Source organism: Desulfocapsa sulfexigens DSM 10523, assembly GCF_000341395.1.
Taxonomy (GTDB): domain Bacteria; phylum Desulfobacterota; class Desulfobulbia; order Desulfobulbales; family Desulfocapsaceae; genus Desulfocapsa; species Desulfocapsa sulfexigens.
Map to the genome: position 1 here is coordinate 2,349,304 of NC_020304.1, position 24,735 is coordinate 2,374,038.

General features: G+C 45.2%; 20 protein-coding genes, 1 tRNA gene and 1 other RNA gene. 8 read left to right on the forward strand and 14 right to left on the reverse strand.

Annotation, left to right across the window (positions count from 1 at the left end):
* Positions 1-381: a fluoride efflux transporter CrcB gene (crcB, locus tag UWK_RS10420; RefSeq protein WP_015404330.1), complete on the reverse strand. Its 381-nt coding sequence runs from the start codon at positions 379-381 to the stop codon at positions 1-3.
* Between the two features lie 174 nt (positions 382-555).
* Here crcB and UWK_RS10425 point away from each other — a divergent pair, with 174 nt between their 5' ends.
* The 4 genes from UWK_RS10425 to UWK_RS10440 all read left to right on the forward strand — a co-directional run bounded on the left by UWK_RS10425 (position 556) and on the right by UWK_RS10440 (position 5,994).
* Positions 556-2,178, forward strand: coding sequence for an ASKHA domain-containing protein (locus UWK_RS10425; RefSeq protein WP_015404331.1), 1,623 nt, complete (start codon positions 556-558; stop codon positions 2,176-2,178).
* Positions 2,179-2,301: 123 nt separating this feature from the next.
* On the forward strand, positions 2,302-3,390 hold the full coding sequence (locus UWK_RS10430) for a DHH family phosphoesterase (protein WP_015404332.1): 1,089 nt from the start codon (positions 2,302-2,304) through the stop codon (positions 3,388-3,390).
* 67 nt (positions 3,391-3,457) lie between these two features.
* The gene (locus tag UWK_RS10435) at positions 3,458-4,732 is read left to right on the forward strand and encodes a glucose-1-phosphate adenylyltransferase family protein (RefSeq protein ID WP_015404333.1); all 1,275 of its coding nucleotides are present in this window, start codon (positions 3,458-3,460) and stop codon (positions 4,730-4,732) included.
* Positions 4,729-5,994, forward strand: coding sequence for a glucose-1-phosphate adenylyltransferase family protein (locus UWK_RS10440; RefSeq protein WP_015404334.1), 1,266 nt, complete (start codon positions 4,729-4,731; stop codon positions 5,992-5,994). Before UWK_RS10435 ends, UWK_RS10440 begins: the two co-directional genes overlap by 4 nt.
* 206 nt (positions 5,995-6,200) lie before the next feature.
* On the opposite strand, the gene UWK_RS10445 is transcribed toward UWK_RS10440, so the two are convergent.
* The 13 genes from UWK_RS10445 to UWK_RS10505 form a co-directional block, all read right to left on the reverse strand.
* Positions 6,201-6,277 (reverse strand) — tRNA-Arg (locus tag UWK_RS10445).
* 88 nt (positions 6,278-6,365) lie between these two features.
* Positions 6,366-9,020, reverse strand: coding sequence for a PAS domain-containing protein (locus tag UWK_RS18545; RefSeq protein WP_015404335.1), 2,655 nt, complete (start codon positions 9,018-9,020; stop codon positions 6,366-6,368).
* Complete coding sequence (locus tag UWK_RS10455; RefSeq protein ID WP_015404336.1) at positions 9,010-9,945, reverse strand: substrate-binding domain-containing protein; 936 nt, start codon at positions 9,943-9,945, stop codon at positions 9,010-9,012. The genes UWK_RS18545 and UWK_RS10455 overlap by 11 nt, the downstream gene beginning before the upstream one ends.
* Before the next feature lie 238 nt (positions 9,946-10,183).
* A complete protein-coding gene (locus UWK_RS10460; RefSeq protein ID WP_015404337.1) occupies positions 10,184-10,567 on the reverse strand; it encodes a hypothetical protein in 384 nt (127 codons plus the stop codon).
* 203 nt (positions 10,568-10,770) lie between these two features.
* Positions 10,771-12,174 (reverse strand): sigma-54-dependent transcriptional regulator, encoded by a 1,404-nt coding sequence (locus tag UWK_RS10465; protein WP_015404338.1) that lies wholly within the window; start codon positions 12,172-12,174, stop codon positions 10,771-10,773.
* Positions 12,175-12,198: 24 nt separating this feature from the next.
* On the reverse strand, positions 12,199-14,172 hold the full coding sequence (locus UWK_RS18550; RefSeq protein ID WP_015404339.1) for a diguanylate cyclase: 1,974 nt from the start codon (positions 14,170-14,172) through the stop codon (positions 12,199-12,201).
* A 186-nt stretch (positions 14,173-14,358) separates the two neighbouring features.
* Positions 14,359-15,024 (reverse strand): nitroreductase, encoded by a 666-nt coding sequence (locus UWK_RS10475; protein WP_015404340.1) that lies wholly within the window; start codon positions 15,022-15,024, stop codon positions 14,359-14,361.
* Positions 15,025-15,144: 120 nt separating this feature from the next.
* On the reverse strand, positions 15,145-15,690 hold the full coding sequence (locus UWK_RS10480) for an NADH peroxidase (RefSeq protein ID WP_015404341.1): 546 nt from the start codon (positions 15,688-15,690) through the stop codon (positions 15,145-15,147).
* Positions 15,691-15,851: 161 nt separating this feature from the next.
* Positions 15,852-17,282 carry a YihY/virulence factor BrkB family protein gene (locus tag UWK_RS10485; RefSeq protein WP_015404342.1) on the reverse strand — a complete coding sequence of 477 codons (1,431 nt, stop codon included), beginning with the start codon at positions 17,280-17,282 and terminating at the stop codon, positions 15,852-15,854.
* A gap of 35 nt (positions 17,283-17,317) precedes the next feature.
* Entirely contained in the window at positions 17,318-19,462 is a 2,145-nt protein-coding gene (locus UWK_RS10490; protein WP_015404343.1) for a response regulator, read from the reverse strand.
* 8 nt (positions 19,463-19,470) lie between these two features.
* Positions 19,471-20,310, reverse strand: coding sequence for an HDOD domain-containing protein (locus UWK_RS10495; RefSeq protein ID WP_015404344.1), 840 nt, complete (start codon positions 20,308-20,310; stop codon positions 19,471-19,473).
* A 23-nt stretch (positions 20,311-20,333) separates the two neighbouring features.
* A complete protein-coding gene (locus UWK_RS10500; protein ID WP_015404345.1) occupies positions 20,334-20,702 on the reverse strand; it encodes a molybdenum cofactor biosynthesis protein MoaE in 369 nt (122 codons plus the stop codon).
* A gap of 56 nt (positions 20,703-20,758) precedes the next feature.
* A complete protein-coding gene (locus tag UWK_RS10505; protein WP_052326992.1) occupies positions 20,759-22,681 on the reverse strand; it encodes a LysM peptidoglycan-binding domain-containing protein in 1,923 nt (640 codons plus the stop codon).
* Positions 22,682-22,832: 151 nt separating this feature from the next.
* Here UWK_RS10505 and UWK_RS10510 point away from each other — a divergent pair, with 151 nt between their 5' ends.
* The 4 genes from UWK_RS10510 to ssrS all read left to right on the forward strand — a co-directional run bounded on the left by UWK_RS10510 (position 22,833) and on the right by ssrS (position 24,324).
* Positions 22,833-23,318, forward strand: coding sequence for an NUDIX hydrolase (locus UWK_RS10510; RefSeq protein ID WP_015404347.1), 486 nt, complete (start codon positions 22,833-22,835; stop codon positions 23,316-23,318).
* An 89-nt stretch (positions 23,319-23,407) separates the two neighbouring features.
* Positions 23,408-23,737: a cell division protein ZapB gene (zapB, locus tag UWK_RS10515; protein WP_015404348.1), complete on the forward strand. Its 330-nt coding sequence runs from the start codon at positions 23,408-23,410 to the stop codon at positions 23,735-23,737.
* Between the two features lie 48 nt (positions 23,738-23,785).
* The gene (locus tag UWK_RS10520; RefSeq protein WP_015404349.1) at positions 23,786-24,097 is read left to right on the forward strand and encodes a cell division protein ZapA; all 312 of its coding nucleotides are present in this window, start codon (positions 23,786-23,788) and stop codon (positions 24,095-24,097) included.
* A 55-nt stretch (positions 24,098-24,152) separates the two neighbouring features.
* Positions 24,153-24,324: non-coding RNA, 6S RNA (gene ssrS, locus UWK_RS19030), on the forward strand.
* Positions 24,325-24,735 lie beyond the last annotated feature (411 nt).

The window sequence follows — 24,735 nt, forward strand, 5'->3', positions numbered from 1 at the left end:
TTACCAGCGGATAAAACGATGAACCAGTAGGAATCCAATGGCCACCATCCCAAGTCCAAAAAGATTTGAAAAAGCTAGATAGGTAAAAGCCTGAAGATGTTCACCGGCTTTAAACATCTGTACGGTTTCCCGGGCAAAGGTTGAAAATGTCGTGAATCCACCGAGAAATCCTGTAAACAAAAAGAGTCTGAATTCATTGCTGATTGTAACCCGGTCAAAGAATGACCAGAGTATACCTATACATAGGCATCCGATGAGGTTGGCAAGAAAGGTTCCGACCGGAAATGTTTGAGTGTGGTACTCCCCTGCAACAAGGGCAATGAAGTACCTGCCCAGGGAACCGATTGCTCCACCTAGAGCCACTGCAATTATTTTTTCCATACTGTAAATTTTATAGAAACAGTTTCACCGCCAAATGAATAGTAGCTTGTAGAATTACCTGGATCGTAATAAATAGGGTATATTTCTGTTATTGGCATTTGTTGCAGTAGGTAACATCATAGATGGTGAACGTCAAGTATAAGGCGTGGTTAAGGATAGACGAGGTGTTGTTCAATGAAGCCCATAGTATGTTCGGTGCAGGTAGATGCACCGGCTCCAGGTCTGCACGATAATACTGCTGATCTTGACCGTTTACAGCAGGTACTGACCCAGGCTCTTGATGATGGTCGTTCGATTGGAATTCCCTATCCATGTATGACCGCAGTAGCAAGAAATTTTCGTGCGGCGAAATTTGCAGGTTGGGCCCTTTTGAACAATCTGGAACAGGGATGGGAGCTGGTTGACTTTTTTGAAGAGAGTCCCCCTGTAATTGCTGCCATGGCACTTGATCTTGGGACCACCCACCTTGAGGCCACCCTTCTCAATCTCCATAACGGGGAAATCCTGTCTCAAGGAAATCTTGAAAATGCCCAGATTGCATATGGAGCTGATATCCTCAGTCGTATTCATCACGCCACCACAAAACGAAGACAGCAGAAACCATTGGCAGCAGATTTTAAGGATCCCGGGCTTGATGAATTGCAAGGAGTCATTATTACGGCAATCAATGACCTGACAATACTTCTGGCGGGGCAGGCTGAGGTGTCTCCCAAAGAAATCCGTGCCCTTTCGGTATCTGGAAATACCACCATGGCCCATCTGTTTCTTGGTCTTGATCCCTATCATATCTGTAGAGAACCTTATATCCCGCTGTTTAACAGAGCTCAATCCATACGTGGTGAACAGCTGCAGCTGGTGATCAGTCCAATGGCTCCGGTTTGGATAATGCCATCCGTTGGAAGCTATTTTGGTGGTGATCTCATATCCGGAATTCTGGCTTCGGGTATGGCCCATTCTGAAGAAACCAGAATGCTGATTGATGTTGGAACCAACGCTGAGGTGGTTCTTGGCAACAGTGAGTGGTTGATAGCCTGTGCCGGTGCTGCCGGTCCTGCACTTGAAGGCGGGGTGGCGAAGATGGGAATGCGGGCAGGCCCCGGCGCAATTGAATTTGTTTCAATAGACCCTGACACCTATGAACTGGAGTATCGGACGATTGGAGATGTGGCTCCGAAGGGTATCTGCGGTTCGGGGCTGATAGATCTGGTAGCAGCTCTCTATCTTACAAGAATGATAGATATTCGTGGAAAATTCAGAGATCCGGATACAGAACAGGATCCGCTGAGGGCAGCATTCATGCGCGAGCACCTTGTAAGACGTGATGATGGACTCTGTTTTGTGCTGACAGGTATCAGTGCGACCGGGCTTGAAGCAGAGGTTGTACTTGCGCAGATTGATCTTGATGCCATGATACGCTCTAAAGCTGCCATGTATGCAATTTTAACCACCTTGATGAATCAGGTGGGTCTGGAATTTTCTGATCTGAAAGAGATTGTTGTGGCAGGAGCCTTTGGCCGTCATATTAACCCACAGAATGCAATGACACTTGGGATGCTTCCGGACCTTCCCATCTCTGTCTATCGGGCCATCGGAAACAGTTCCCTGCACGGAGCGGAACAGGTGCTTCTTGATGATGACGCACGTCAGGAGTGTGAAAAAATTGTCTCCAGCATTACCTATCTGGAGTTGAATGTGAACCAGGAGTTTATGATTCGTTTTTCGGGTGCTCGTTTTATTCCCCATACAGATCCTTCACTTTTTCCTTCTATCCCACAGTTTTCCTCTATGGAAGAGTGATTTTCTCAATCACTCTGGACGCTTGCATTTTAGGGAATTGATGTGGTATACTTTTTCGGTTTTGAATAGAGAGTATTCTCAGGATATCTCAAAATTTTGTCCCCCATTGTTTCCGGATGACGGGTGGCTGCAATTAATGAAAGGAACTGGTGGCTCGTTTATCGCAAAGAGTGTGAGGAGCGATCTGCTGCAGTGCTTTACATGGCAAAAAAAATAAATAAAAGTTGCAACCAGAGTGTATGGAAGAGTGCCCGGGATCGTCTCAACGGGTTTTGGGCTGTTTTTGACAAGGAGGACGATGTCCTTGTCTGTATAAATGCTGATCCGGATGCCCTGGCCAGTGCTCTTGCCATCAAAAGGATTCTCCGTTATCGGGTGAAATCCGTTGTTATTGCCCACCCTAATGAGATTCACCGTCTGAATAATGTCTCCATGGTGGAGCGTCTTAAAATTCCTCTGGAACGCCTCGGAAATATAAAAATCCAGGATTATACAAAAAAGGTTCTGGTTGATTCTCAACCGGGTCATCTACCCGTTTTTGAAAAGATCGAATTCGATGCCATTATCGATCACCACCCCGTCGTGGGAGAGTATGCCTCCTCATTTGTGGATATACGCCCCCAATATGGTGCCTGTTCCACAATGTTGATAGAATATTTACGTGCAGGCAGTATGAAGCCGTCGGTTTCACTCGCCACTGCTCTATTCTATGCAATCAAGGTGGATACCCAGGATTTTTCTCAGCAGTCAGTATTGGCTGACGGGATTTCTTTTCGCTATCTTTTTAACATTGCCAATCGTAATCTGGTAAAGAAGTTTGAGTTGGCTGATATGCGCCGCTCCGAACTGAAGTATTTTAATGTCGCACTCAGCAATCTTATTTATACAAAGGGACGATTTTATACTCATTTAGGGAAGGTGAGAAGTCCTGATATCCTTGTGAATATTGCGAATTTTCTCAATCATGTGGATAAGATCGACTGGGTGCTTGTTTCGGGGATCTATGGGGAGAAACTGGTTGTCATTTTCCGTTGTGATGGGTATCGGAAGAGTGCTGGAAAACTGGCGGAACGTATTTTTTCTGAAGTCGGATCAGCCGGTGGCCATAAGGAGGCTGCACGAGCCGAAGTTCCCCTGAAGAATCTCTCACTTGGCGAAAAAGAATTTTCCACCCAGACATTGAAACGTTTGGCGACGAGACATATGATATAAGAGACTATACTGTTTATGTAGTATGCAATAGATAACACTTTCAGTGTCTGAAACCCAATGGAGTATTATGCCGAAGTCCACTACACTCGCAATGATTCTTGCTGGCAGTCGTGTTGACAATCTCAATGTTTTGACATATTACCGTCCTAAATCAGCGGTTCCGTTTGGCGGGTTTGCAAGAGTTATTGATTTCGCTTTAAGCAACCTCCTCCACTCCGGTATTGAACAGGTTGCAATTCTCTCCCAGTATCGAAGTTACTCCCTTATCAATCATATTGGTACGGGCGCGGCCTGGGATATGATTGGCCGCAATCGTGGTGTTTCTATTCTTCCTCCTTTTAAAGATAATAGTGACAACAAGTGTCATGCGGACTGGTATCGGGGATCAGCCGATGCAGTGTACAAGAATCTTGATTTTGTCCAATATCACGACCCTGAACAGATCCTGATCCTTTCTGGAGATCATATCTATAAGATGGATTATCAGGATATGATTGCCTATCATCATAAAAAAGATGCTGATTTGACCATTGCCTTTGTCCAGGTCGATAAGTCCAAGGCTCATCGTTTCGGCATCGCCGCCATAGATTCAAACGAGGATGGAGAGACAGGTGGACGGCTCCTTAATTACTGGGAGAAACCTGAATCTCCTGAGGCAGACTGGGCATCCCTTACTGTTTTGGTTTTTAAGCCGGAGGTGTTGTACAGGGCTTTACAGGAAAATCAGGAATCCAGTTCGTTTGAATTTGGCAGGGATATTATTCCCCAGCTCATGGCACAGGGACGGAAGGTTTACGGCTACAAATATACTGGATATTGGGGATATACCGGGACAACTGAGGAGTATTGGCAGGCAAGTATGGATCTTCTTGGGGAGAATCCACCCATAGATATGGAGGCCTGGGGACTGCGTACTAATATGGAACATCGCGGAATCAGGGATGCCCAGCCAGCATTAATCCGTGACGGGGCAATAGTTCATAACAGTCTTGTCTACAATGGCTGCATTGTTGAGGGCACCGTAAAAAATTCAATTCTTTTTCCGGGAGTCCATGTTGAAAAGGGGGCTGTTGTAGAAGATTCTGTCCTGTTTTTTAATAATCATATCGGAGCTGACTGTAAGCTGAGTAGAGTTATCATGGATGTGAACTCTGTTATAGGTCAGGGAGTCCGCATTGGTCCAGAGGCCACGAGTAAGGCGAAGGTGGTGACACTTATCGGCTGGAATAATCATATACCCGATAATATGTGCATTGGTGAAGGCGCGAAGATCTATCCCAATATCAGTTCGGAGCAATGGTCGAAAGTAAAATGTGTTGAAGCCGAAGAGGTGCTGAGATGAGCGTAAAACAAGAGGCTCTGGTACTTCTCCTTGCCGGTGGGGTTGGCAGCAGACTGAATATCCTGGTGCAGAGTCGGGCAAAACCGGCTGTTCCTTTTGCCGGGCATTACCGGATAATTGATTTCAGTCTCAGTAATGTAATGACCTCCGGTCTTACTAAAATCGGAGTGCTGACCCAGTATAAACCCCTGTCTCTTATGCGGCATCTGGGCATGGGGGAAGCTTGGGACTTTACTGGACGAAGCAGAGGCTTGAAGATATTGCCTCCACACACCGGATTTAAGGACTCAGACTGGTATAAAGGCACCGCCGACGCTGTCCGGCAGAATATAGACTTTCTTGAGAAGAATCCGGCCGATGAGGTATTGCTTCTTTCGGGAGATCACATCTATAATATGGATTTTCATGCCATGATTGAATACCATCGCTTCAAGAAAGCTGATGTGACGATTGGGATGATGGTCGTACCCATGAGCGAGATTTACCAGTTTGGTGCAGGGGTGACTGATGATAATAATCGGATTATTGACTGGGAAGAAAAGCCCGAGCATCCCAAGACTAATCTTGCCTCCATGGGAATTTATGTCTTTGATTATAAATACCTTCTTGACTCCCTGTACCGGGATAAGGCGGAAGTCGATTTTGGTATGCACATTTTGCCACGGGCCATTGATAATGACAATGTCTTTGCCTATCCTTTCTACGGCTACTGGAGGGATGTGGGAACGATCCAGTCCTATTGGGAGGCCAATATGGATGTGATCATGCGTGACAGTGCGATTTCTCCCGCAGCATGGGGGGTACGAACCAATATCGAAGCTGATGGCCGTCCCGCAGATCGGCCACCGGCCCGTTTCTCCAATAGTGCCAAGGTGAGCTGTTCTATGATCTCTGCAGGGTGTGTCATTCGGGGTACTGTAATAAATTCGGTTCTGGCACCGGGGGTAGTGGTGGAGGAAGGTGCGGTTGTCCGGGATTCTATTCTTTTTGCTGATTGCACTGTTGGGAAAAAAAGTACCGTCGATTTAACAATCTGCGATAAGCGAGTGAAAATTTCAGGCGATACCATCGTCGGTTCAGGGATGAATCACGATTTTCCAAATATCAAGCAGCCCAAACACCTGTATACAGGGATCACTCTGGTTGGGAAGGAGGCGAGTATTCCTTCAGGTATAACCATTGGTCGTAACTGTATTGTCAACTCGAAAACAGAAGAATCCGCTTTTTCCACCGGGAAAATTGCCGATGGCGAAACAGTGTGAGTTCTCGCACAGTATTTTTGGGAAATGACACTGTGATTGCAGGAAAATATCTTGGGGCACATAAGAGTACCTGATTACCAGCGAAACTCAGCTTTGCAACCCGGAGTTGTCCCATATAATCAACACGAAACAACTCCTCCTCAGGCGGGTAGGCTGAGGATTAGTGGTAATCGGGTAAAAGTATGCCCCAAAATAAAAGCGTTGAATGGTGATCCCGGCGCGATTCGAACGCGCGACACCCAGATTAGGAATCTGGTGCTCTATCCTGCTGAGCTACGGGACCATGCCAGATTATCCAGTCTTATAGCAATTTAAGACTGGAAAAGCTACCTGATTTTTGGCGGTTTCTGCCATTCAGACCTGTTCTCATCTCAAGAGGGTGGTAATGCCTTTCTGATAGCTTTGGCCAGGGCAAGTGTATCGATTGGTTTTCTGATATATTCGCGGATTCCAAGTAGCCTTGCCTGTGCTTCATTCATTGCCTCACTAAAGCCTGTACAGAGGATGATGGGCAGTTTCGGCTGGATAGCCAGCAGTTTCATGGCCAGATCTGTTCCTGTCATTTCCGGCATGGTCATGTCGGTGATAACCAGATCGAATTCCTCAGGATTCTTGCTATAGATCTTTAGTGCTTCAGTGGAACTGGAAACAACAGTCACCTTGTATCCCAAAATTCCCAGAATACGTTCCAGTAAATGGGTAATAGCGGGCTCATCATCAACCAGCAGTATCCGTTCATCTCCTCCCGGAAGGGCATCGGTCAGTAACTGTTCTTTTTCCACCACGTGTTTGTCGATCACCGGCAGATAGATGTTGAATGTGGTTCCCTTGTTTACCGTGCTGGTAACAGTGATTTCCCCCTGATGTTGCTTGATTATGCCGTGAACCACGGATAGCCCAAGCCCGGTTCCCTTGCCTATCCCTTTGGTTGTGAAAAATGGATCAAATATATGTGTCCGGGTTAAAGTATCAATGCCGCAACCAGTATCACTGATTTCAAGGTCAAGATAAGTGCCATGTTCTATCTGCGGGCAATCGGCAATTGTTTCAGTTTCCGAGATCTGTTTTTCCGTTAATGAAACACTCAGGGTCCCGATTGCCCCTCCGATAGCATCCTTGGCATTGGTACAGAGGTTCATTAATACCTGATGAATCTGGGTCGGATCGGCTAGTACCTTGCCACAGGAAGGGGCGATGCTTTCTCTAAGCGTAATCGTTGTCGGAAGTGAGGCCCGCAGGAGTTTAAGAACTTCTTTTATGATGCTTTGGATGTTGAGGGGTTTTAGGATTTCCTCCCCCTGGCGACTGAAGGTGAGAATCTGTTTTACCAGGTCTGCAGCTCGTGTTCCAGCTATAAGGACCTGTTCGATGTCTTTTTTGACAGGGTCATCATCACCTAGTTGCTGTTTTGCTATTTCACTATAGCCAATCATGGCGGCAAGAATATTGTTGAAATCATGAGCAATGCCGCCAGCGAGGGTTCCGATTGCTTCCATTTTCATGGCCTGGCGCAGCTGTTTTTCCAGGGAGACTTCTTTGGTGACATTACGTTTGACGGCAACAAAATTGGTAATCCGGCCTTCATTATTTCTCACAGGAGAGATGGTAGCCTCTTCCTCAAACAGAGAACCATCTTTTTTTCTGTTGATCAGGTGGCCCTTCCAGACTTTTCCCTGTTCGAGCTCAGCCCACATTTTCGCATAAAACTGCGAATCCTGTTTACCACTATTGAGGATTCGTGGGTTTTTTCCGATAGCTATATCGCGACTATAGCCGGTGAGTGTTTCAAAGGCAGGATTGACATATTGGATAGTGCCATCCACATCGGTGATAACCACTGTTTCTGATGCCTGATCTATGGCAGCTTTTAATCGAATTCTGTCCTCTTCGGACTTTTTTATTGTCGTTATGTCTGTGGCAACGTGAACAATATGAGTGAGTTCGCCGCTCTCGTTTTTTACCGGAGAGGCAGAGACCAGGAATGTTTTCCCTAATTTTTTATGATACATTTCTTTGGTGTAGGGAGAAAATGTTTTTGACGTTTGTACCAGTGGGCATCCAGGACAGGGCTGACTTGAGCCATGGAAGAGTTCGTAACAATGTCGTCCCTGAATTGCATTACTGGAAAGTCCCAGAGTGACACAGCCACTTGTGTTTGATTTGATAATGCACAGATCCGGGGTCTGCAGGGTTACTATGTCGGTGAGGGCGTTAAAAGTCCGTTCCCACTCTTTTTTACTGGTCCGTAAAGCCTTTTCCACAGTTACCTGTTTTGCTCTGGATCTTTTTATCTTTGTAACCATCTGGTTGAAGGTGGCTGTCAGGCGACCAATTTCATCATGGGCAATTACCGGCAGCTCCTGAATTGCTTCTCCCCGCCCAAATTTGTCGGAAGCTATAGACAGTGTTTGTAGAGGTTTACTCATGATCCTGGCGAAGAAGAATGCGGCCAACACCCCGAATAAACAGATAATGCTGGCTATACCAATTAATTGCATCCGAAGGGTTTGTATCTTTTGGAGGATGAACTTTTCACAAAGACCGATATGGAGTTCTCCCGCTATACCTTCCAGGAGCGGAACGGTGAGCTCATCAACGATGTTTTTATCGTTGTCGAATTGAAGATGGTTATACGAAAATGATTCCCCTTCAGTGAGGGGGTTAGCGGTCAGGAGAACTTTGGGAAATCCTTCTTTGCCAAAAGTATGGGCGAATACCTCTTTTTTGGTATCGACCACAAAAAGATACGCAATGTCTTTCTCTTTGCTTTTAATCTCAGAGAGCAATTGGTAAAGTTTGATCCTGTTGTCTGTAAAGATGAGGTCAACGCAATGGGTTGCCAGGTGGCGTGCGATGGTGAAGCCTCTTTCCCGGTGTTCAATGTGAAGTGCGTGACTAACTTTGGACTCAACAAAAAATATGGAAGCAATCCCCAGCATGATAACAACTCCACTGACAAGAAATGAAAACTTGTAACCGAGTGGCAGGTCACGGAGTCGTCTTCTTTTAAGGAGTTTACTGTTCATTTGCTATCCATTGTTGCATGGTTCTGACAGTAGTATAGGCTGGATCTGGCACAACGATAAAGCGGTCAATCCTGAGTTCCTTAAGTATTTTCATGCCCGCACTGTCCTTATGCATAGTAAGAAAAATAGTACGCAGTTCTTCTTTCAGGTGGCTATTAAGTTCTTTGGGAACCACCACAGGTGGAATGCCGTAGGGCTCTGATTTTGAAATGATTTTCGTTTGAGATGTGTGGAGAGGGGTACTATGATCCATGTAGTCCCAGATAAGGCTGTCAACGGCAGCACCGTCCACCATTTTTTTTGCGACGGCTTCTATTGATCTGTCGTGGCTGTAGGTATAGGTGACGTGGGAGAAAAAGCTGTCGCTGTTTTCACCCTCTTTTGCCAGCATATAACTCGGTGATAATTTACCAGTGTTTGACAAGGGATCGGTAAAGGCGAATGATTTTCCGCGCAGATCATTCAGAGTCTGTGCCTCACTTTCCTTTGGTACAATAATATAGGAGTAATATACGGGCTTACCGGAAACCACGGGAACGACCAGTAACTCCATGCCAAAGTCGTCGTGGCCTTCTACGTAGGCACCGGTACAGACAAATGCGGCATCCAGCTTGTTTTCTTTAAGAAGCGTGTTCACCTCTTCATAGGTTTCCCGTTGTACAAGTTGCACGGGAAGAGATGTCTTTACAGAAATATAGTTAAGGATTTCCTTATAGAACGAAAATGTCTCTGTTGGGGAGATCATTGCCGATACTGCAATCTTTAGAGTCTGTTCATTTTCTACGGTAGTTTGCGGGGTATGGATTCGTTCACTTTTCTGAAGGGAAATTTTTTTAATATCCTGGGCTTGCTCACATCCGACGACTTCAGAGAGTAGGGCAATCAGAAAGACAAGCAGTAAAAGGAGGCGGCTTTTTGAGTACATGAATTGTCTATTCATTTGTATGTTTTTTGTCTGGTTTCTTGAATTGTAGCAGATTATCAGACCAGAGAGTAATTGAATCCTACTTTAATCGGTTTCTTATCTCCAGTATTCCTTTCTAGTACAAAAAACGTCGGTATCGTCACACTCCCTATAACCGTCACAAACAATCGTTTGAACACCACTTTATTATTACAGGAGGTTCTGATTTGAGTACCGGCTCCCTTTTCGTTTATCGCTATCAGTGACTGTGTGCGCAGGGAACGGCTGTTTTTGAAGTTTTCATTATAACGGCTTCAAGTTCGGTTATTTCTTCATCCTGAAAGGCTATGAATCGCGGATGGAGTGCATATGCTTCCCGAAGGATCGTATTGTCCTTCAGAATCAAAATGAGACGAAACTCACTGAGGTCATTTCTTAGGCAAAGCAGTTCTTTTAAAACCTCTTTATCGGTTAAATAGAGGAGAAGTAAATCGCCGCTGCGCATCCTGAAGGCCAGGGGAGAAAGAAAAAGTGATCCTGCGGGGAGAACCGTCATGGATTGAAGAACCGGAAGTTCCAGCAATCGTTTTACGCACTGTCTAGCGGTCCTTGATCTACAGGTTGTATAAAAAAAAATATTCATGCAGGCTGTTTAGCAAAAAACAGGCCACGTGGGAAGTTGGTCCGGGTTCTGTTGTTTTGTGAGTACTATCAGTATGATATGTGATTGATTGTTTGGCTGTTTTTTGAATAGAGTAGCTACAATAGCGACCAATGTCTATTATTGTAGCCATTGGATGGCTACAAAAGCAGCCATTGATGTTCGGCAAAAGAAGAGTGAGTTATTCAGGATGGATCAAGTAAGCCATGTTTTTCGCGTAACTGATAAAGGCGCGCTCTTGAGAGGTGGGAAATCTGACAGGCTACTGTTATGTTTCCATTGGTATGGCGCATGAGATCATAAATATATTGACGCTCGTAATTATTTTTGTACTCACTCCAGGGGAGTGGTATGAGCTCTTCTGGTGTTTGAGAAACTTCCGGGGAAGAGTGGTGCGGCGGGGATGTGTGTATTGCCGCTTGAGCCTGTTGGATACGGAAGTGTTCAGGCAGGTGATAGGCAAATAATGTGGGCGTCCTTACTGTGCTGGCGACTACCCGTTCCAGAGTCTGTTGCAATTCTCTTACGTTTCCGGGCCAGTCATAGGCGGTAAGGTGTTCTATGAAATCCGGTGAAATTCCCTGGTAATCAAGCTTTGATCGATCCCACATCCGGGCTAGAAAATATCTGATCAGGGGCTTAATGTCTTCCTTTCTGTCCCGCAGGGGAGGGAGGGCGCAAGAGAGGGCCCTTAAACGATACAGGAGGTCGTTTCGAAATGATCCATTGTTTATGCTGCTCTCTATATCAATGTTTGTTGCGGCAATGACTCTGAAGTCACTCTTTTTTTCATGGGTTGATCCAATGGGTCTATAGCTGTGTTCCTGCAACACGCGTAAAAAGGTTTTCTGTACGTTCAGGGGAAGTTCTCCGACTTCGTCAAGAAACAGGGTTCCTCCATTGGCGAGTTGGACAAGTCCTTCCCTGTTATTTTCAGCTCCTGTAAAAGAGCCTTTTACATATCCAAACAGAGTGCTTTCAATGAGATTTTCCGGGAGAGAGGCACAGTCAACAGTTACAAAATTATGGTCTGCACGTCTACTGTTCTCGTGGATGGCCCTGGCAAAAAGTTCTTTTCCCGTCCCTGTTTCACCGGTAATTAAGACACTGGCATCGGAAAGTGCCGCTTCAGCGACCCTGTCGAGGCATTTTGTGAGCTGGGGACTGTTTCCAATAATGGCGTCACGCTTGAGGACAAGTGGTATCTTTTCCGCTCTGTTTTTTTCTTTTTGATACTGCTCTACCCGTGCAATATGAAGGACTAATTCTTTAAGTACATGCGGTTTTTCGATGTAACCCCATGCCCCGCTAACGATGGCCTTTTCTGCGCCGTCTTTATCACCCTTTCCAGTTATGATGATAACTTCTGGAGAGGATGACGCATTTTTAAATCTGGGAATGTATTCCAGGCCGTTGCCATCGGGGAGCTGGACGTCAAGTAGGACAATATCGTACTTTCCTGAAAGAACCTGCTGAAGTCCCTCGGTGAGAGTGGATGCACAGTCTGTCCTATGTCCCGAGGACTGCAGTTGCCGGACAAGCATCTGCTGCAGCATAATATCGTCATCTACAATAAATATATCAGCCATGAATAGCTACCGTTGAGAGGATGTTCATACCTTTCCTGTTTTTCTTTGTCTTTTAATCTTGTACATAGCCTGATCTGCCAGGCGCAGAAGAGATTCCATGTCTTCCTCCTTTTCTGGGTGGGACTGGACAACCCCGATACTCAGGGACAGGGAAAAGGTTTCGTCGGAGTTCTTCCTCCACTGGCTTAGGTTGTCCTGGAAGCGATCCACTATGTTTTCCTTCTCTTTAGCTGATACGTCAAAGAGTAAAACTGCAAACTCGTCTCCGCCCAGTCGCCCGATAATATCAGTTTCTCTGTAGGTATTCATGAGGAGTTTTGCAGTTTCCTGAAGAACAAGATCCCCTTTTTCATGTCCAAACTCATCATTGATATGTTTCATGTTGTCCAGATCGGCAAAGAGCAGGAAAAGAATGTTTTTCTGGCGTTTTGCGAGACGAAGCATCTTTTCTGCACTGCGGATAAAACCACGTCGGTTCATCAGACCAGTCAGGGGATCAGTACGTGCCTGTTTTTTTAATTGTTGTTCAAATTCTTTACGGTCAGAGATGTCTTTGAAGTCTTCTATGATTCCAATGACCTTATTGTTGCTGTTCCGGTATGGTGTTGCTGTAATGATAAATGGTATCTTTCTGCCATTCGAGAACTCTTTGACTGACTCATATTCGATCCACTCCTCCCCTTCGCTTACTATACGCTCAAGAGGGCAATTACTTCCCATACAGGAGGGACCACCAAAAACTTCGTAGCACTTGAGGGCTAATACCTCCTGCTTCTCCATGTCACTCATGTGAAGGAAGCGTCCATTAACCCGTAGCACATTGTGGTCTTTATCCACCACACGCATACCATCAGCTGCAGTGTTGAAAATCTGCTCCATTTCTGCATGGGATTTACCGAGTTCTTTTTCGGCTTCCTTGAGCTGTGTCAGTTGAAAGAAAATTTTATTTGTGGACCAGCGATAGAGAAACAAAATAATAAAGATAAGTACGCTGCCTATAAAGTAGGAGATGATATAGCCACGCTCAATATAGGAAAAATTTGTATCCCTGGAATACCATGCCAGATATCCGATATCAGAATTGGTAATATTTTTTATAGGAAGGAACGAAACCAGGTAAGTCTGTCCGTCGACTTTCGTTGTTACGTTAAATGCTTCTCCACCCTGTAGCAGTTTTTCCGTATGGTTTTTGATCTTGTTGTCGATCGTATTCATGACTGCAGGAGGAATACCATCTGGATTGTGGAAATGGTTTTGTAGCTCTTCTGTATTGAGATCAGACTTTTGAATGAAGAAACGGCTGTTGAGGAAAGATGGTTGAAAATTTGCCTTGCCCTCAGCGACTAATTTCTTCTCTGCAATCTCTTCTTTGACCAGAAGCTGATACCTGCCCTTTGACAGATTCTGGAGACTTTTACGGAACTGTTGAAAGGAGATCCCGATTTCCGCACTTCCTAAAAATTTTTTCTCAGCATTAAAGAGAGGGTAGAGATAGCGAAAAGCATAAAAATGACGTCCCATTTCAAAGCCTTCAAGGAATTGTTGTTCCTGGGCAACGAGACGTATGCTTTCTCGTGTCTGAAGGAGATTGTCGCCGAACAGTTCTGGCTTATGCATTCGTAAAAAACTGTCTCCATTGGGGAGATGAAAATGAAGATGGAGAAAATCATTTTTTACAAGCATGAACATTGGCTGGATTTCAGCGAAAAGGTTCTGCCTCAGAGATATTTTATCCTCTTCAGAGGCCCCGCCTGCCTGCTCCATAAATGACAGAATTGGTGGTTGATTTACTTCAGTCTGGAAAAAAGAATTTGAGAGATCCCGATAATGTGAAAGAGTAAATTCAAGAACGGTCTCAAGTTCCGATGAAAATTGCTGTTGATAACTATACAGCACCTGTTTTTTGCCGTAGGACAGCAGTCCTGCCAGAATGAACTGTAACAGAATAAAGAGCAGCAGGTAGGTTAGAAATGAAAGCTGACGGGCAAAGGTGATCATGTAGTGTGAAGGGGTTGAAGATAGTCTCCAGAATGGTAAACAAAATTCTCTCTTCAGTAGCTCATACTTGGGAGAATAAATCAAGAAGTTGTTTTTTTTTTAGGCAATCTGACTAGGTGGTGTGTTTAAGAGTTAATACTCTCGCTTTCATGGAGTGATTGCACTGCTGTATAAGAAGAAAGCAGTCTATCGGAAGTATCGGGTGAATGACTTTGTTTCCTCACGGGGGGTACGATAACTGTTGATCTGGGCCTCCTTGTCCTCATATCCCAGAGCCATACCACAAAGCAGGATTGTATCCTGCGGATAGCCCAGTGTGCTCTTAATAATTTCAGGATAATCGGCAAGGGATGCCTGGGTACAGGTTGCCAGGTTATAATCCAGAGCTGCAAGCATCACCGATTGCAGGAACATACCGCAGTCAAGATATGATCCCGTTTCCATTGCAGAGTCCATAAAAAAAAGCAGCATCACTGGGGCATCGAAGGAGCGATAGTTTGCAGCCCATTGATCAAGACGGCGCTGCTTGTCACGCCGTGCTATGTTAAGAGTGTCGTACATCTGCTGTCCGCAATGGATACGACGAAGTTTGTATGGATTTTCCCATTCCTTTGGATAGTACTGGTAGTCAGCATTTCCTCTATCACCTCTTCGGAAACTCTGCTCTATCTGCTGTTGCAGCTTCTTTTTTGTTTCTCCCGAGACAACAGCCACCTGCCAGGGCTGAATATTGGCACCAGATGGTGCGTGGCTGGCGGCAGCAAGGATGGCATTAATCTTTTCTTCTTCAACGTCCTTGTTAAGAAAAGCACGTACTGATCGTCGTTGTTGCAGGGCTTCAATTGTATTCATGGTGAAAATCCAGCTTGATACTGGTGTCCGGCTGTATGGAAGAATAAAAAAAGCCCCTGTGCAGAACACAGAGGCTTCAGAGGCTTAACTCAGTGAGGCTGCTTTAAAACTCATTTTGTTTTAGGCGAAGTATCTTTCCAGCAGGCCCTTAAAGGCCATACCGTGTCGGGCTTCATCTTTGCACATCTCATGGACAGTGTCATGGATGGCATCAAGATTCTGTTTCTTGGCTTCAACAGCAAGGTCTTTTTTTCCCTGACATGCGCCATGCTCTGCGGCAACTCGTGCTTCAAGGTTTTCCTTAGTGGATGCGACAACTACTTCACCTAGCATTTCGGCGAATTTAGAGGCATGCTCCGCCTCTTCCCATGCAATACGTTTGTAGGCTTCAGCGACTTCAGGGTAGCCTTCGCGGTCTGCCTGACGACTCATGGCAAGATACATGCCGACCTCGGTACATTCACCGGTAAAGTTAGCACGTAAGCCCTCAATAATTGCCGGATCAACATCCTTGGCAACACCAATTACATGCTCATCAGCCCATGCCATTTCCCCTTCCACAGCTTCTTTAAACTTATCAGCGCTTGCGCCGCACTGTGGGCATTTATCTGGTGCACTGTCACCTTCATGGGTATAGCCACAGACTGAACAAGTAAATTTTTTCATCATAATTCTCCATGTTGTTGTTAATGTATTCATATAAATAACTATTCCCACATGGTATCAATTTCTAAAATAATTGCAAGAAAATAGTGAGTACTTTTTTGAATTTTCTATCGTTTATTGTGAAGAATTTCGAGAAGGTACTTACACTGGCTTGTTTCCCCTTATGTATTCCCGGTGGTTGATTCGTTATCTTCCTGCTGCTTAGGGGAAAAATCTTTATCTAAGATGGTTTTTGCCTGGTTGATGAGATCCATTGCAGCCTTACCACCCATGGTTTCGGGAACTGAATTACCAAGAATTGCAGAAAAAATTTCCCGGTAATTCAGTTTTTCTGCAGGGCCTGACGGGAGGAGGCGTCCCTTTTCTGTACTGACAACCGTCTGTGACAGTAGGAGTTTTTCCAGGCTGCTGAAGAGAAGTGTGGCGGAATATGCAGGGTAATGGATGGGCAGTTCTTTTCTATGCAATGGCGTTTTTCTGCTGTAATAGTCATAGATGGTGTTCAGAATGTCAAAGGCAGCGCTCAGTTGTTCAAGTGGTGAATGAGTGAGTTTTTTTAACTGATACTTCCGGTGCTGTTGACAAGCAAAGGCCAGTTGGGCCCCCCCTAGTATAAAAACCCAGCCAAGGAACATCCATACCAGGAAAAGTGGCAAGGTGGCAAAAGAGCCATAGATTGCATTATATTTGGAAACTCCAATTTGGAGACCGATATACAGATTCTGGGTGAGAAACCAGAGAGTACCCGCGAAGAGAGCGCCGACAAAGGCAGGCCCGAGCTTTACTTTGGTGTTAGGAAAAAAAATGTAAATCAAAAAGAGGGTAAGGGTAATAAAAAAAAGTGGGATAAAAAGCAGCAGGCCGGTTTCTATCCAGGGGCCAGGGAGAAAGTTTAGAAATTTATCGAGTAGCATGTCATTTTTCAGCACTGCATTGGCGGCAAATCCAAAGTTGATCGAGAGTGGCATGAGGATAAGGAATGTGAGGTAATCCGTAACCTTTCTGAGCAGTGATCTTCCCGAGGAAACATGCCATATGGTATTCATCGAAAGTTCGATGTTGGAGAGTACCAGGATAGCACTGAGGAGAACACCGAGAACACCAATCGAACCAAGAGTTGCAAAGTCTGTGTTGTCAACATAGGTGAACATCTGATCTGCTGCCGCCCGGAACTGATCGGTGAGTGGCTCATCTGTCTGGGGGGAGGTAATGGTTGTATCAGGCTGGCTGGCTTGTTCGCCTGGAAGTTTTTCAATTACTTCAGGTATGGCCAGGTGAGTAAGCGGTGTCGTTTCTTCAAGGGTATTCAGATAGCTGTAAACAACCTGTCGTAATTCATCTCCACCGCCAAGCCCTTTGACAACGGCGGTACCCATCGCGAGCATGGGAACCAGTGAAAGGAGTATGGTGTAGGTCAGGGCACTTGCACGAATGTTCAGATCATTGCTGTTGAATTCTTTGAATGTGATAAGGACGATCCGAATGAGAGTATGAAGCCAGGTCAGAGAGAAAGGAGCAGTCTGAAGTGGGGTGCTTGCCCAGTTAAGAAGTCGTCCAGTGACGGAAGAGCGTGCTGTTTTTTTATCTGACATAGGGGGGCTTCAGGAAGCCTGGGTGGTTTTGTTGTTTAACTGGGAGAATTTAACCATTTGTCCAGCATATTAAAAACAATGTCTCTTTTGATTGGTTTAGTTATGTAATCATTCATGCCTGCCTCAAGGCAGAGTTCGCGATCGCCTTTCATGGCATTGGCGGTCATGGCCAGGATAGGAATGCTGGTATATCCCAGTTTGCGAATCTGCCGGGTGGCTTCATATCCATCCATTTCCGGCATCTGCACATCCATAAGGATGGTGTCAAACAAGTCCGGGGTGCTGCTGAACATATCAACCGCAATCTTTCCATTGGCAGCAACTTCAACGTTGTATCCGGCCTTGGTCAGGATCATGCTTGCAAGCTTCTGATTGACCAGATTATCCTCAACAAGAAGAATCCTGATCGATTGCTTTATTTCTTCCCGCACTGAATACTGAGTCACCAGTTTCTTTTCTGCTGCAGGATCAATTTCATCTCCGCCTGTGCCGAGGGTTCTTGAAAGGGTGCGGAGCAGGATGGCTCGTCGCGCCGGTTTGTTGAGGAATGCCGTAAACCCGGCATCCTTACACTTTTTAGCAATTTTTTCCGTTGATGAGGTGTAGGCAAGAAAAGGGATATCTCTACTTTTAAGGTTTGACTCCCTGATTATCCTGGCCAGTTCAAATCCCGTGATGGTCGGCATCTGGAGGTCAATTATGGCAAGGTCAAAGGGGGCACCACACTCTTCTGCTTCCTTCAGAGTTGCCATGGTTTGCGTTTCATCAAGCAGGGCAGTGGTTTTGATACCAGCATTATTGAGAAGGTGAACGAGGATTTCATTGTTTGCTGCATTATCATCCACAATAAGCATTCTGGTCCCCTCAAGATCCAGTTGTTTGAGCGTTTTTGCACGTGAAATTGATGACTTCCGCATCATTGCGGTGAAGTGGAAGGTGGATCCTTTTCCCTTGGTACTTTCTACCCAGACCCTTCCATCCATTAAAGAGGCGATCTTACGGCATATTGAAAGTCCAAGGCCGGTTCCTCCGTATTTTCGGGTGGTGGTGCCGTCTTCCTGTTTGAATGCTTCAAAGATCGACTCACATTTCGAGGAATCGATTCCGATCCCGGTATCACGGATAAGAGCGTGAAGTTTGATGTTTTTGTCGTCTTCCTCCTCCACATTGATGGTTAGTTCAAGTTCACCTTTTTCAGTGAATTTTGCAGAGTTTCCAAGGAGGTTGAGCAGAACCTGGCGGAACCGGCCAGGGTCGCCACAGACATTTGCGGGCAGGTTGTCGTCGATTTTACAAAGTACTTCTATAGGTTTACCTGAGACACGTGGTCGCACCAGTTCACAGACGTCATGGGCTGTGATTTCAGGATCAAAATCGATATATTCAAGACTCATCTGTCCGGCCTCAACTTTTGAGAAGTCGAGAATGTCATTAATAAGGCCGAGGAGTGCTTCCCCGCTTCGTTTGATTGTTTCTGCACTGTCCCGCTGCTCTTCGTCAAGTTCGGTTTGCAGGAGCATTTCGGTGAATCCAATAACGCCGTTCATTGGTGTCCTGATTTCATGACTCATGGAGGCAAGGAATTCACTTTTGGCAACGGAAGCCGATTCAGCTGCAACCTTGGCTTTGCGTAACTCTTTTGTCTGGAGTTCTATTTCTGTTTGCAGGGTCTTTGAATAATTTTCCTGCTGCTCTTGGATAATCCGATAACTTTTTTCGTTATCTTCGAGTGTGGCCTGGTATTTTGCTTCAAGAACTGAAAACTTACGATCAAACTGTTTTTTCTGGATTTCCAGTTTTTTCTGAGCCGCTACTGTTTTCTGGTGGCCTCCAAAGAGCCTGCAACAGAACTGGATATTGTCGATACATGTATCATCCGTGTGCGTGGGACAGGTGAAGTACAGGGTGGCCTTTATTTCTGGAAGAGCTATGGCCGACCAGTTGTTGTCCTCTGTACTGACAACTGCGTATTCCTCCCTGTTCTCTTGCAGCAGTTTCTGGAGTTTCTCGCTAATGGAAGTATCTGGAGCAGAGCCGCTCTTTTTACTGTGTGTTTGGCCCTTGTTGTCGATGCAGATAGCGAAACAATTGGGTACGGAAATGAAAAGGAGGTGCAGCAGTTCATTGATTTCCTTCTCGTACGAGCTGACTGTGTCAAAAATAGAGAAATTATCAGTCATGAAAATTCCTAGCCTCCGTAGAGGTCCTGGGCCTTACTCATTTCTTCGGGGAGATCTTCAATGAGTACTTTGTATTCGTCCATGTTATCCTGCATGTGAATAACAAGATGAGAGGGAAGTTTCGGAGTAATGTTGGAGAGGGCTGTGTAGCCAAGTTGGCCGGTGATATATTCGGCAATCTGGATGATTCCGGTCAGGCTTGAGGGGGCGAAATCGCCACTTTCGAGGTGGTGGTCGCGGATGGCTTCCTGGATGGTTTCTGGCATTTCCCAGTCAATGGTAAGCTGGTACCCTATTTCACAGTGATCGGTCCCCATATGCTCCTGTTCATGACTGGTGAGAGAATCTCCGTCTTCACAGGCATCACAGGCGGCAAAGAAATTCTTCGGATCAACCTGTGATTCGACGATAAGCCCAAAGTCATGCAGAATTCCACAGAGATACGCATCATCCCCGTTTGCTCCAAAAATTCTTTCAGCAATCATCTTGGCGCAGATGGAAACAGCAGCACAGTGCAACCAGAGTTTCTCCCTGGAGAAGGACTGTGATTGTCCCTTCTCCTGGAAAATACTTTTCAGAGCATCGGTTACTGCCAGGTTGTGAAGATTTTTCATACCCAGGTAAGCAACAGCTCTACCGATGGAGTCAACCCTCTGAGAGAGACCATAGAAAGGTGAGTTGACAAGTCGCAACAGGCGTACTACCAGAACGGGATCCATCTTGATGACATCTTCAAAATCCTTCATTGTGGAATTTTCGTCTGCAATGAGGCGGGACAGGTTTGTTACCACATGAGGAAGTGTTTTAATGTCTTTGAATTTTCTAATGAACTTCTTTGCTTTTGACATATATAACCTATTATTTTGGGAAATTAATCAGCCATTATCTCCTTCTTGGTGATCGCTTCCGCCTTGACCCGGTCAAGCAGCTCTGCCAGTACCGGTTTGATGTTTTCACGAATATCCCCTGCGACAATGAGGTAGAGCAGGTCGTCACCCGGGAGGAAGCGTCCGCTGAGAGCTTCTGTGACAATGTCAAATATTCCTTCACGCTTGAGAAATTCCTGGCGAATGGCCTCGATTTTTTCAAGATCCGGTGTGACTTCAAGGGCCACAACGGTTTTTTTGTTGTTGGCACGTGACCAGGCGCGTACGGTGCCATTATGTATGAGGATCATCCCAACATTTTCATTAAAACCGGGTTGTTGTTTCATCTCTGCAATACGTTTTGAAATATCCAATGTGGACTCCTTTTGCGTTGATATATTGTGAGTAAAAGCTTTTGTGATTGATTGCATCAAATAGCCTTCACTATCGGAATTGTCAATCGTTGTGAAGATTGAAGACTGCTGAAATCGAGGTTTGCGTTGTATTTCTTTAATAGCCAGAGTGGGAGGTCGAATTTTTTTGTGCAAATTTCCCAAACAGTATCACCTTTTTTTACCGTATATGAACTGACTCCGACAATTTTGTAGGCACTAAAGAAATCTTCCTCAGTTTCCAGGTGAAAGTCAAATCGTTTTTCTTCAAATTGTTTGGCTGAGACATTATTTAAGAGAATTTTAATATCCTCGTCGGGGTGAAGTTCCCGGTTGTGAGAGAAGTTGTTTAAGTTGCGAAGCTCAGTTGCTGATACTTGGAGCCAGTCGGCAAGGAGTTTTAGTGATTCCTCGGGGAAGACTGTTATTGTTCCCAGGGTTGTGGCGTTTGTTCTCAATATGTTTCGGACACCCAGAGAGCCCAAAACTACGCTTCGGGCTCTCTGGATATTAAGCCATTGAGGTTTTTGTTTTTTCTCGTCGGCTAGTAATGGCAGTGTCCTTGAAGCATCTACTGCGATTCTGGTTTTAGCGGGTTGATTAAATGTTTTTTGCTTTTGGGGCCGGATGGCCTGTGATGATTTTGAGGAGCTGTCAGGGATACGCAGGTTCTGTCCAACAAAAATGGCTGCGTTTTTATCAAGATTGTTGGCATGGCGTAGCGACTTGAGGCTGACCTTATACTTCTGTGCAATTTTTCCAGCGCTGTCGCCTGCTTTCACCCGGTGGAAGTTTGTTGGTTTTTGTTTTCCATGATAAATATGGGGAGGAATCTTAGCGATGAGACTTTTGTGTCGACTGGTGTATGGGAGGTGCAGGGTGTAGCCCTTGGGAATATACTTGTTTCCCTGGAAAACGGAGCGCCTGAGGGCAGGGTTGAATTGTTTGAGGGTTTGCTCGGAAATGTTAAAATGACTCAGTATATCCTGGGCAGAGATGTATGCGGGAAGGGTATACTTCAAGCTTGAACGAGGCGCCTTACGTTGAATGGCTGGATCTTTCTCAAGCCTTTTAGCTACCTGAACAGCAGCAAGAAATTCGGAGTAAAAATTTCGTGATGCAAATTTGAAATACCCCTGTTCATAGTCTGAAAAAATTTTTTCATAGCCAGAATGGGCTTTTTGGGCTCGAAGCATTCCTGCCGGGCCATAGTTGTATGCGGTGATTGCCAGTGGCCAGTTGCCGAGGAGTTTATAGTTGTTTTTGAGGAATGTGGCAGCAGCATGGCTTGCAAGAATGGGATCCTGTCTTTCATCAACAGCATAGTCGATGTTGAGAAACTGTTCTCCCGTGGAGCGTGTGAATTGCCAAATCCCGGAGGCCCCGAATTTAGAATAGGCATTGATGTTAAATGACGATTCCACATGGGGAAGATAGGCAAGATCCAGAGGAAGACCCTGGCGTGAAAAGATGCTTTTGATCTCATCCATGTATGCTCCTGATTGAATAACACCATCAAGGAATCGATCTTTCTGGCCTATCTGAACCCGGACAGATGATGCCGCAGTTTTAAAACGCGCAGGATTGCTTGTCCCGAAGAGGGAGGCAACTCTTTTTTCCTCTCTGGTCTGTGGCTGTATGCCCTGTGCCAGTTTGGTCAGGATTTGAGTATATTTGTTTTTAATACCCTTGAAAATCGGTTGGTTGACTTTGGAGGCACCGGGCAGGCGATGGCTGAATATCGGGAGTACCTCGTAGATAATACTAAGGTCGTTGGAGTCGTGAATTACCGCTTGACTGGTGGAATACTCACTGTAGATTTTGTCCCAGAAACGGACATTTTTGGCAATAACCGGGTAGTGGGGAAAAGGGGTAGCGCCAAAAATGGGTGCTGGGCAGAGGAACAGAAAAAAGAGCAGACCGACAGGCAGGAGGCGTAATTGTGGCGAGCTTGAGATCATTGTGAAAATAGCTTTATACAGGTTGAATCCTTGCATTGTGTCAGGTTATGTTTTTTTCTGTGAGATAAGAGTCTGAACAGGATAAATAGTGTAGTGGAAATGATGAACAGTCATATTAGTATGAACCCCATTAAATCATAAGGAGTGGTTGATGTATACACCTATCTTGGCAACACTTGGATTTATCCTTTCGAAGGATAAAAAGAGGGTGCTGTTGATTCATAGAAACAAGAGAGTTGGAGATCAGCACCTGGGTAAGTATAATGGTCTTGGGGGGAAAATGGAAGCTGGTGAGGACGCATTGTCGTGCCTGAAAAGGGAAGTTTACGAGGAAGCGGGAATTGAATGTGCGGAGGTTGAGCTTCGGGGTACTGTTAACTGGCCGGGTTTTGGTGTAAAAGGTGAGCACTGGTTTGGATTTATCTTTTTGGTGACGAAGTATCGGGGAGAACCTCGAACATCGAATGAAGAGGGGGATCTTCACTGGATGTATATCTCCGAGCTTCCAGATCTCCCTATGTGGGAGGGGGACAGGTTTTTTTTACCCCTTGTCTTCGATGGGGATCCCAATCCCTTTCACGGTCATATGCCATACAAGAACGGTTCACCGACGGGATGGCAATATTCTCGTGGTTAGCATGCTTGCAATAAAACAAATCATAGGTATAATTGTGTAAAATTGTTAATTGAACCCTATTTGTTTTTATTTATATTGGAGTGATCGTAATGACTGAAGAAAATGAACTTGTAAGACTTGAGCAATTTGTTTCGACTCTGCTTGCTAAATTCAATGCTCTACGGGATGAAAGCAAGAAGCTGACAGAACGTCTGCAGAGGCGTGAGGCTACTATTGAAACTCTGCAGGATGAGCTTGCGGCCATGAAAAATGAACGCGGAGATATTTCTTCCAGAGTTAGTAGTCTGATAGGAAAAATCGAAGAGTGGGAGTCAGAAGGTGAAATCTCCACTGAGGACGTCGAACCTACTGAAAAACATTCTGATTCCGGAGTGCAGGGAAATCTGTTTTCCGTGGATGCTATGAGAAGCAATAGTTGAGTACTCACACTGGAAACATTACCCTGCATTAGTTGAGAGGTAGATCTGTTGGAACGACTTGTTCGTTTTAAACTCATAGGGCTTGAATTTGCCTTTTATACCAGTGCACCTGAAGAGGAGGTGGACGAGATTATTGCAATGGTGACAGATCTTGTTGAGGAGAACCGTTCTTCCGGGACTGCTGGAAGTGTTGCTGTGGGTAAGGTTGCGGTACTGGCCAGTCTTAATATAGCCTCAAGATATGTTGAATTAAAACGAAACTTTAATGATTATAAGCAGGAGACTGAAAGTAGATTGATTCGGCTTGGCAAACGGATCAGTGAGGAAATCGAAGAAGAAAAGAAGCTTTCATCAAGATAACCTGTTTTTTTTCGAGAACTTTGCTATACTAGGCTGAGTTAAGAAGAGTTTACAGTTTTCCCTGGCCTGTTGGTGATTTTCAGTGTTGTTGAGCCAACTCTCTTAAAAAGGGTAACTCCTCTGTATCAGAATGGAAAATCGCTTGCGAATTACCAGATGGATATATGAGTGTGCCCACCTATTTAATAGGTTTAACGTTCCTGGAGACACGGCAGGGTGGGGAAATTTATTTTTTCTCAGAACAAAAGCATCGCATTGTTTTTGTTCTGTTTGCATATTCTGGAAAGTTTTGCAATATATGTAATGCTTTCAAGAAATTACCGACAGAATTGACTGCGGTAGGAATAAAGAGTTTCTGGAAAAATAGGAAGTATAGAGTCTGTCTATATCCACTGTTTCATGGGCAAGTTTATGAGGCAGCCGATTTTATATAGTATGAAAAAACAGCTGGTTGTTGCTGATTGTTCCGTAAAAGTTCTTTGTTTATTGTTCTGTCACTGGCAGGAACAGAGAGCATATGTAAAGGATGAAATTTCCGATTTTACGGAAATGACGGGATGGTGAAAAACTGGAGTGTTTGCAGGTTCACCAGGTGCGTCCTTAAACTGTTTTTTTCTCGGGCGGATTAAACATACAGT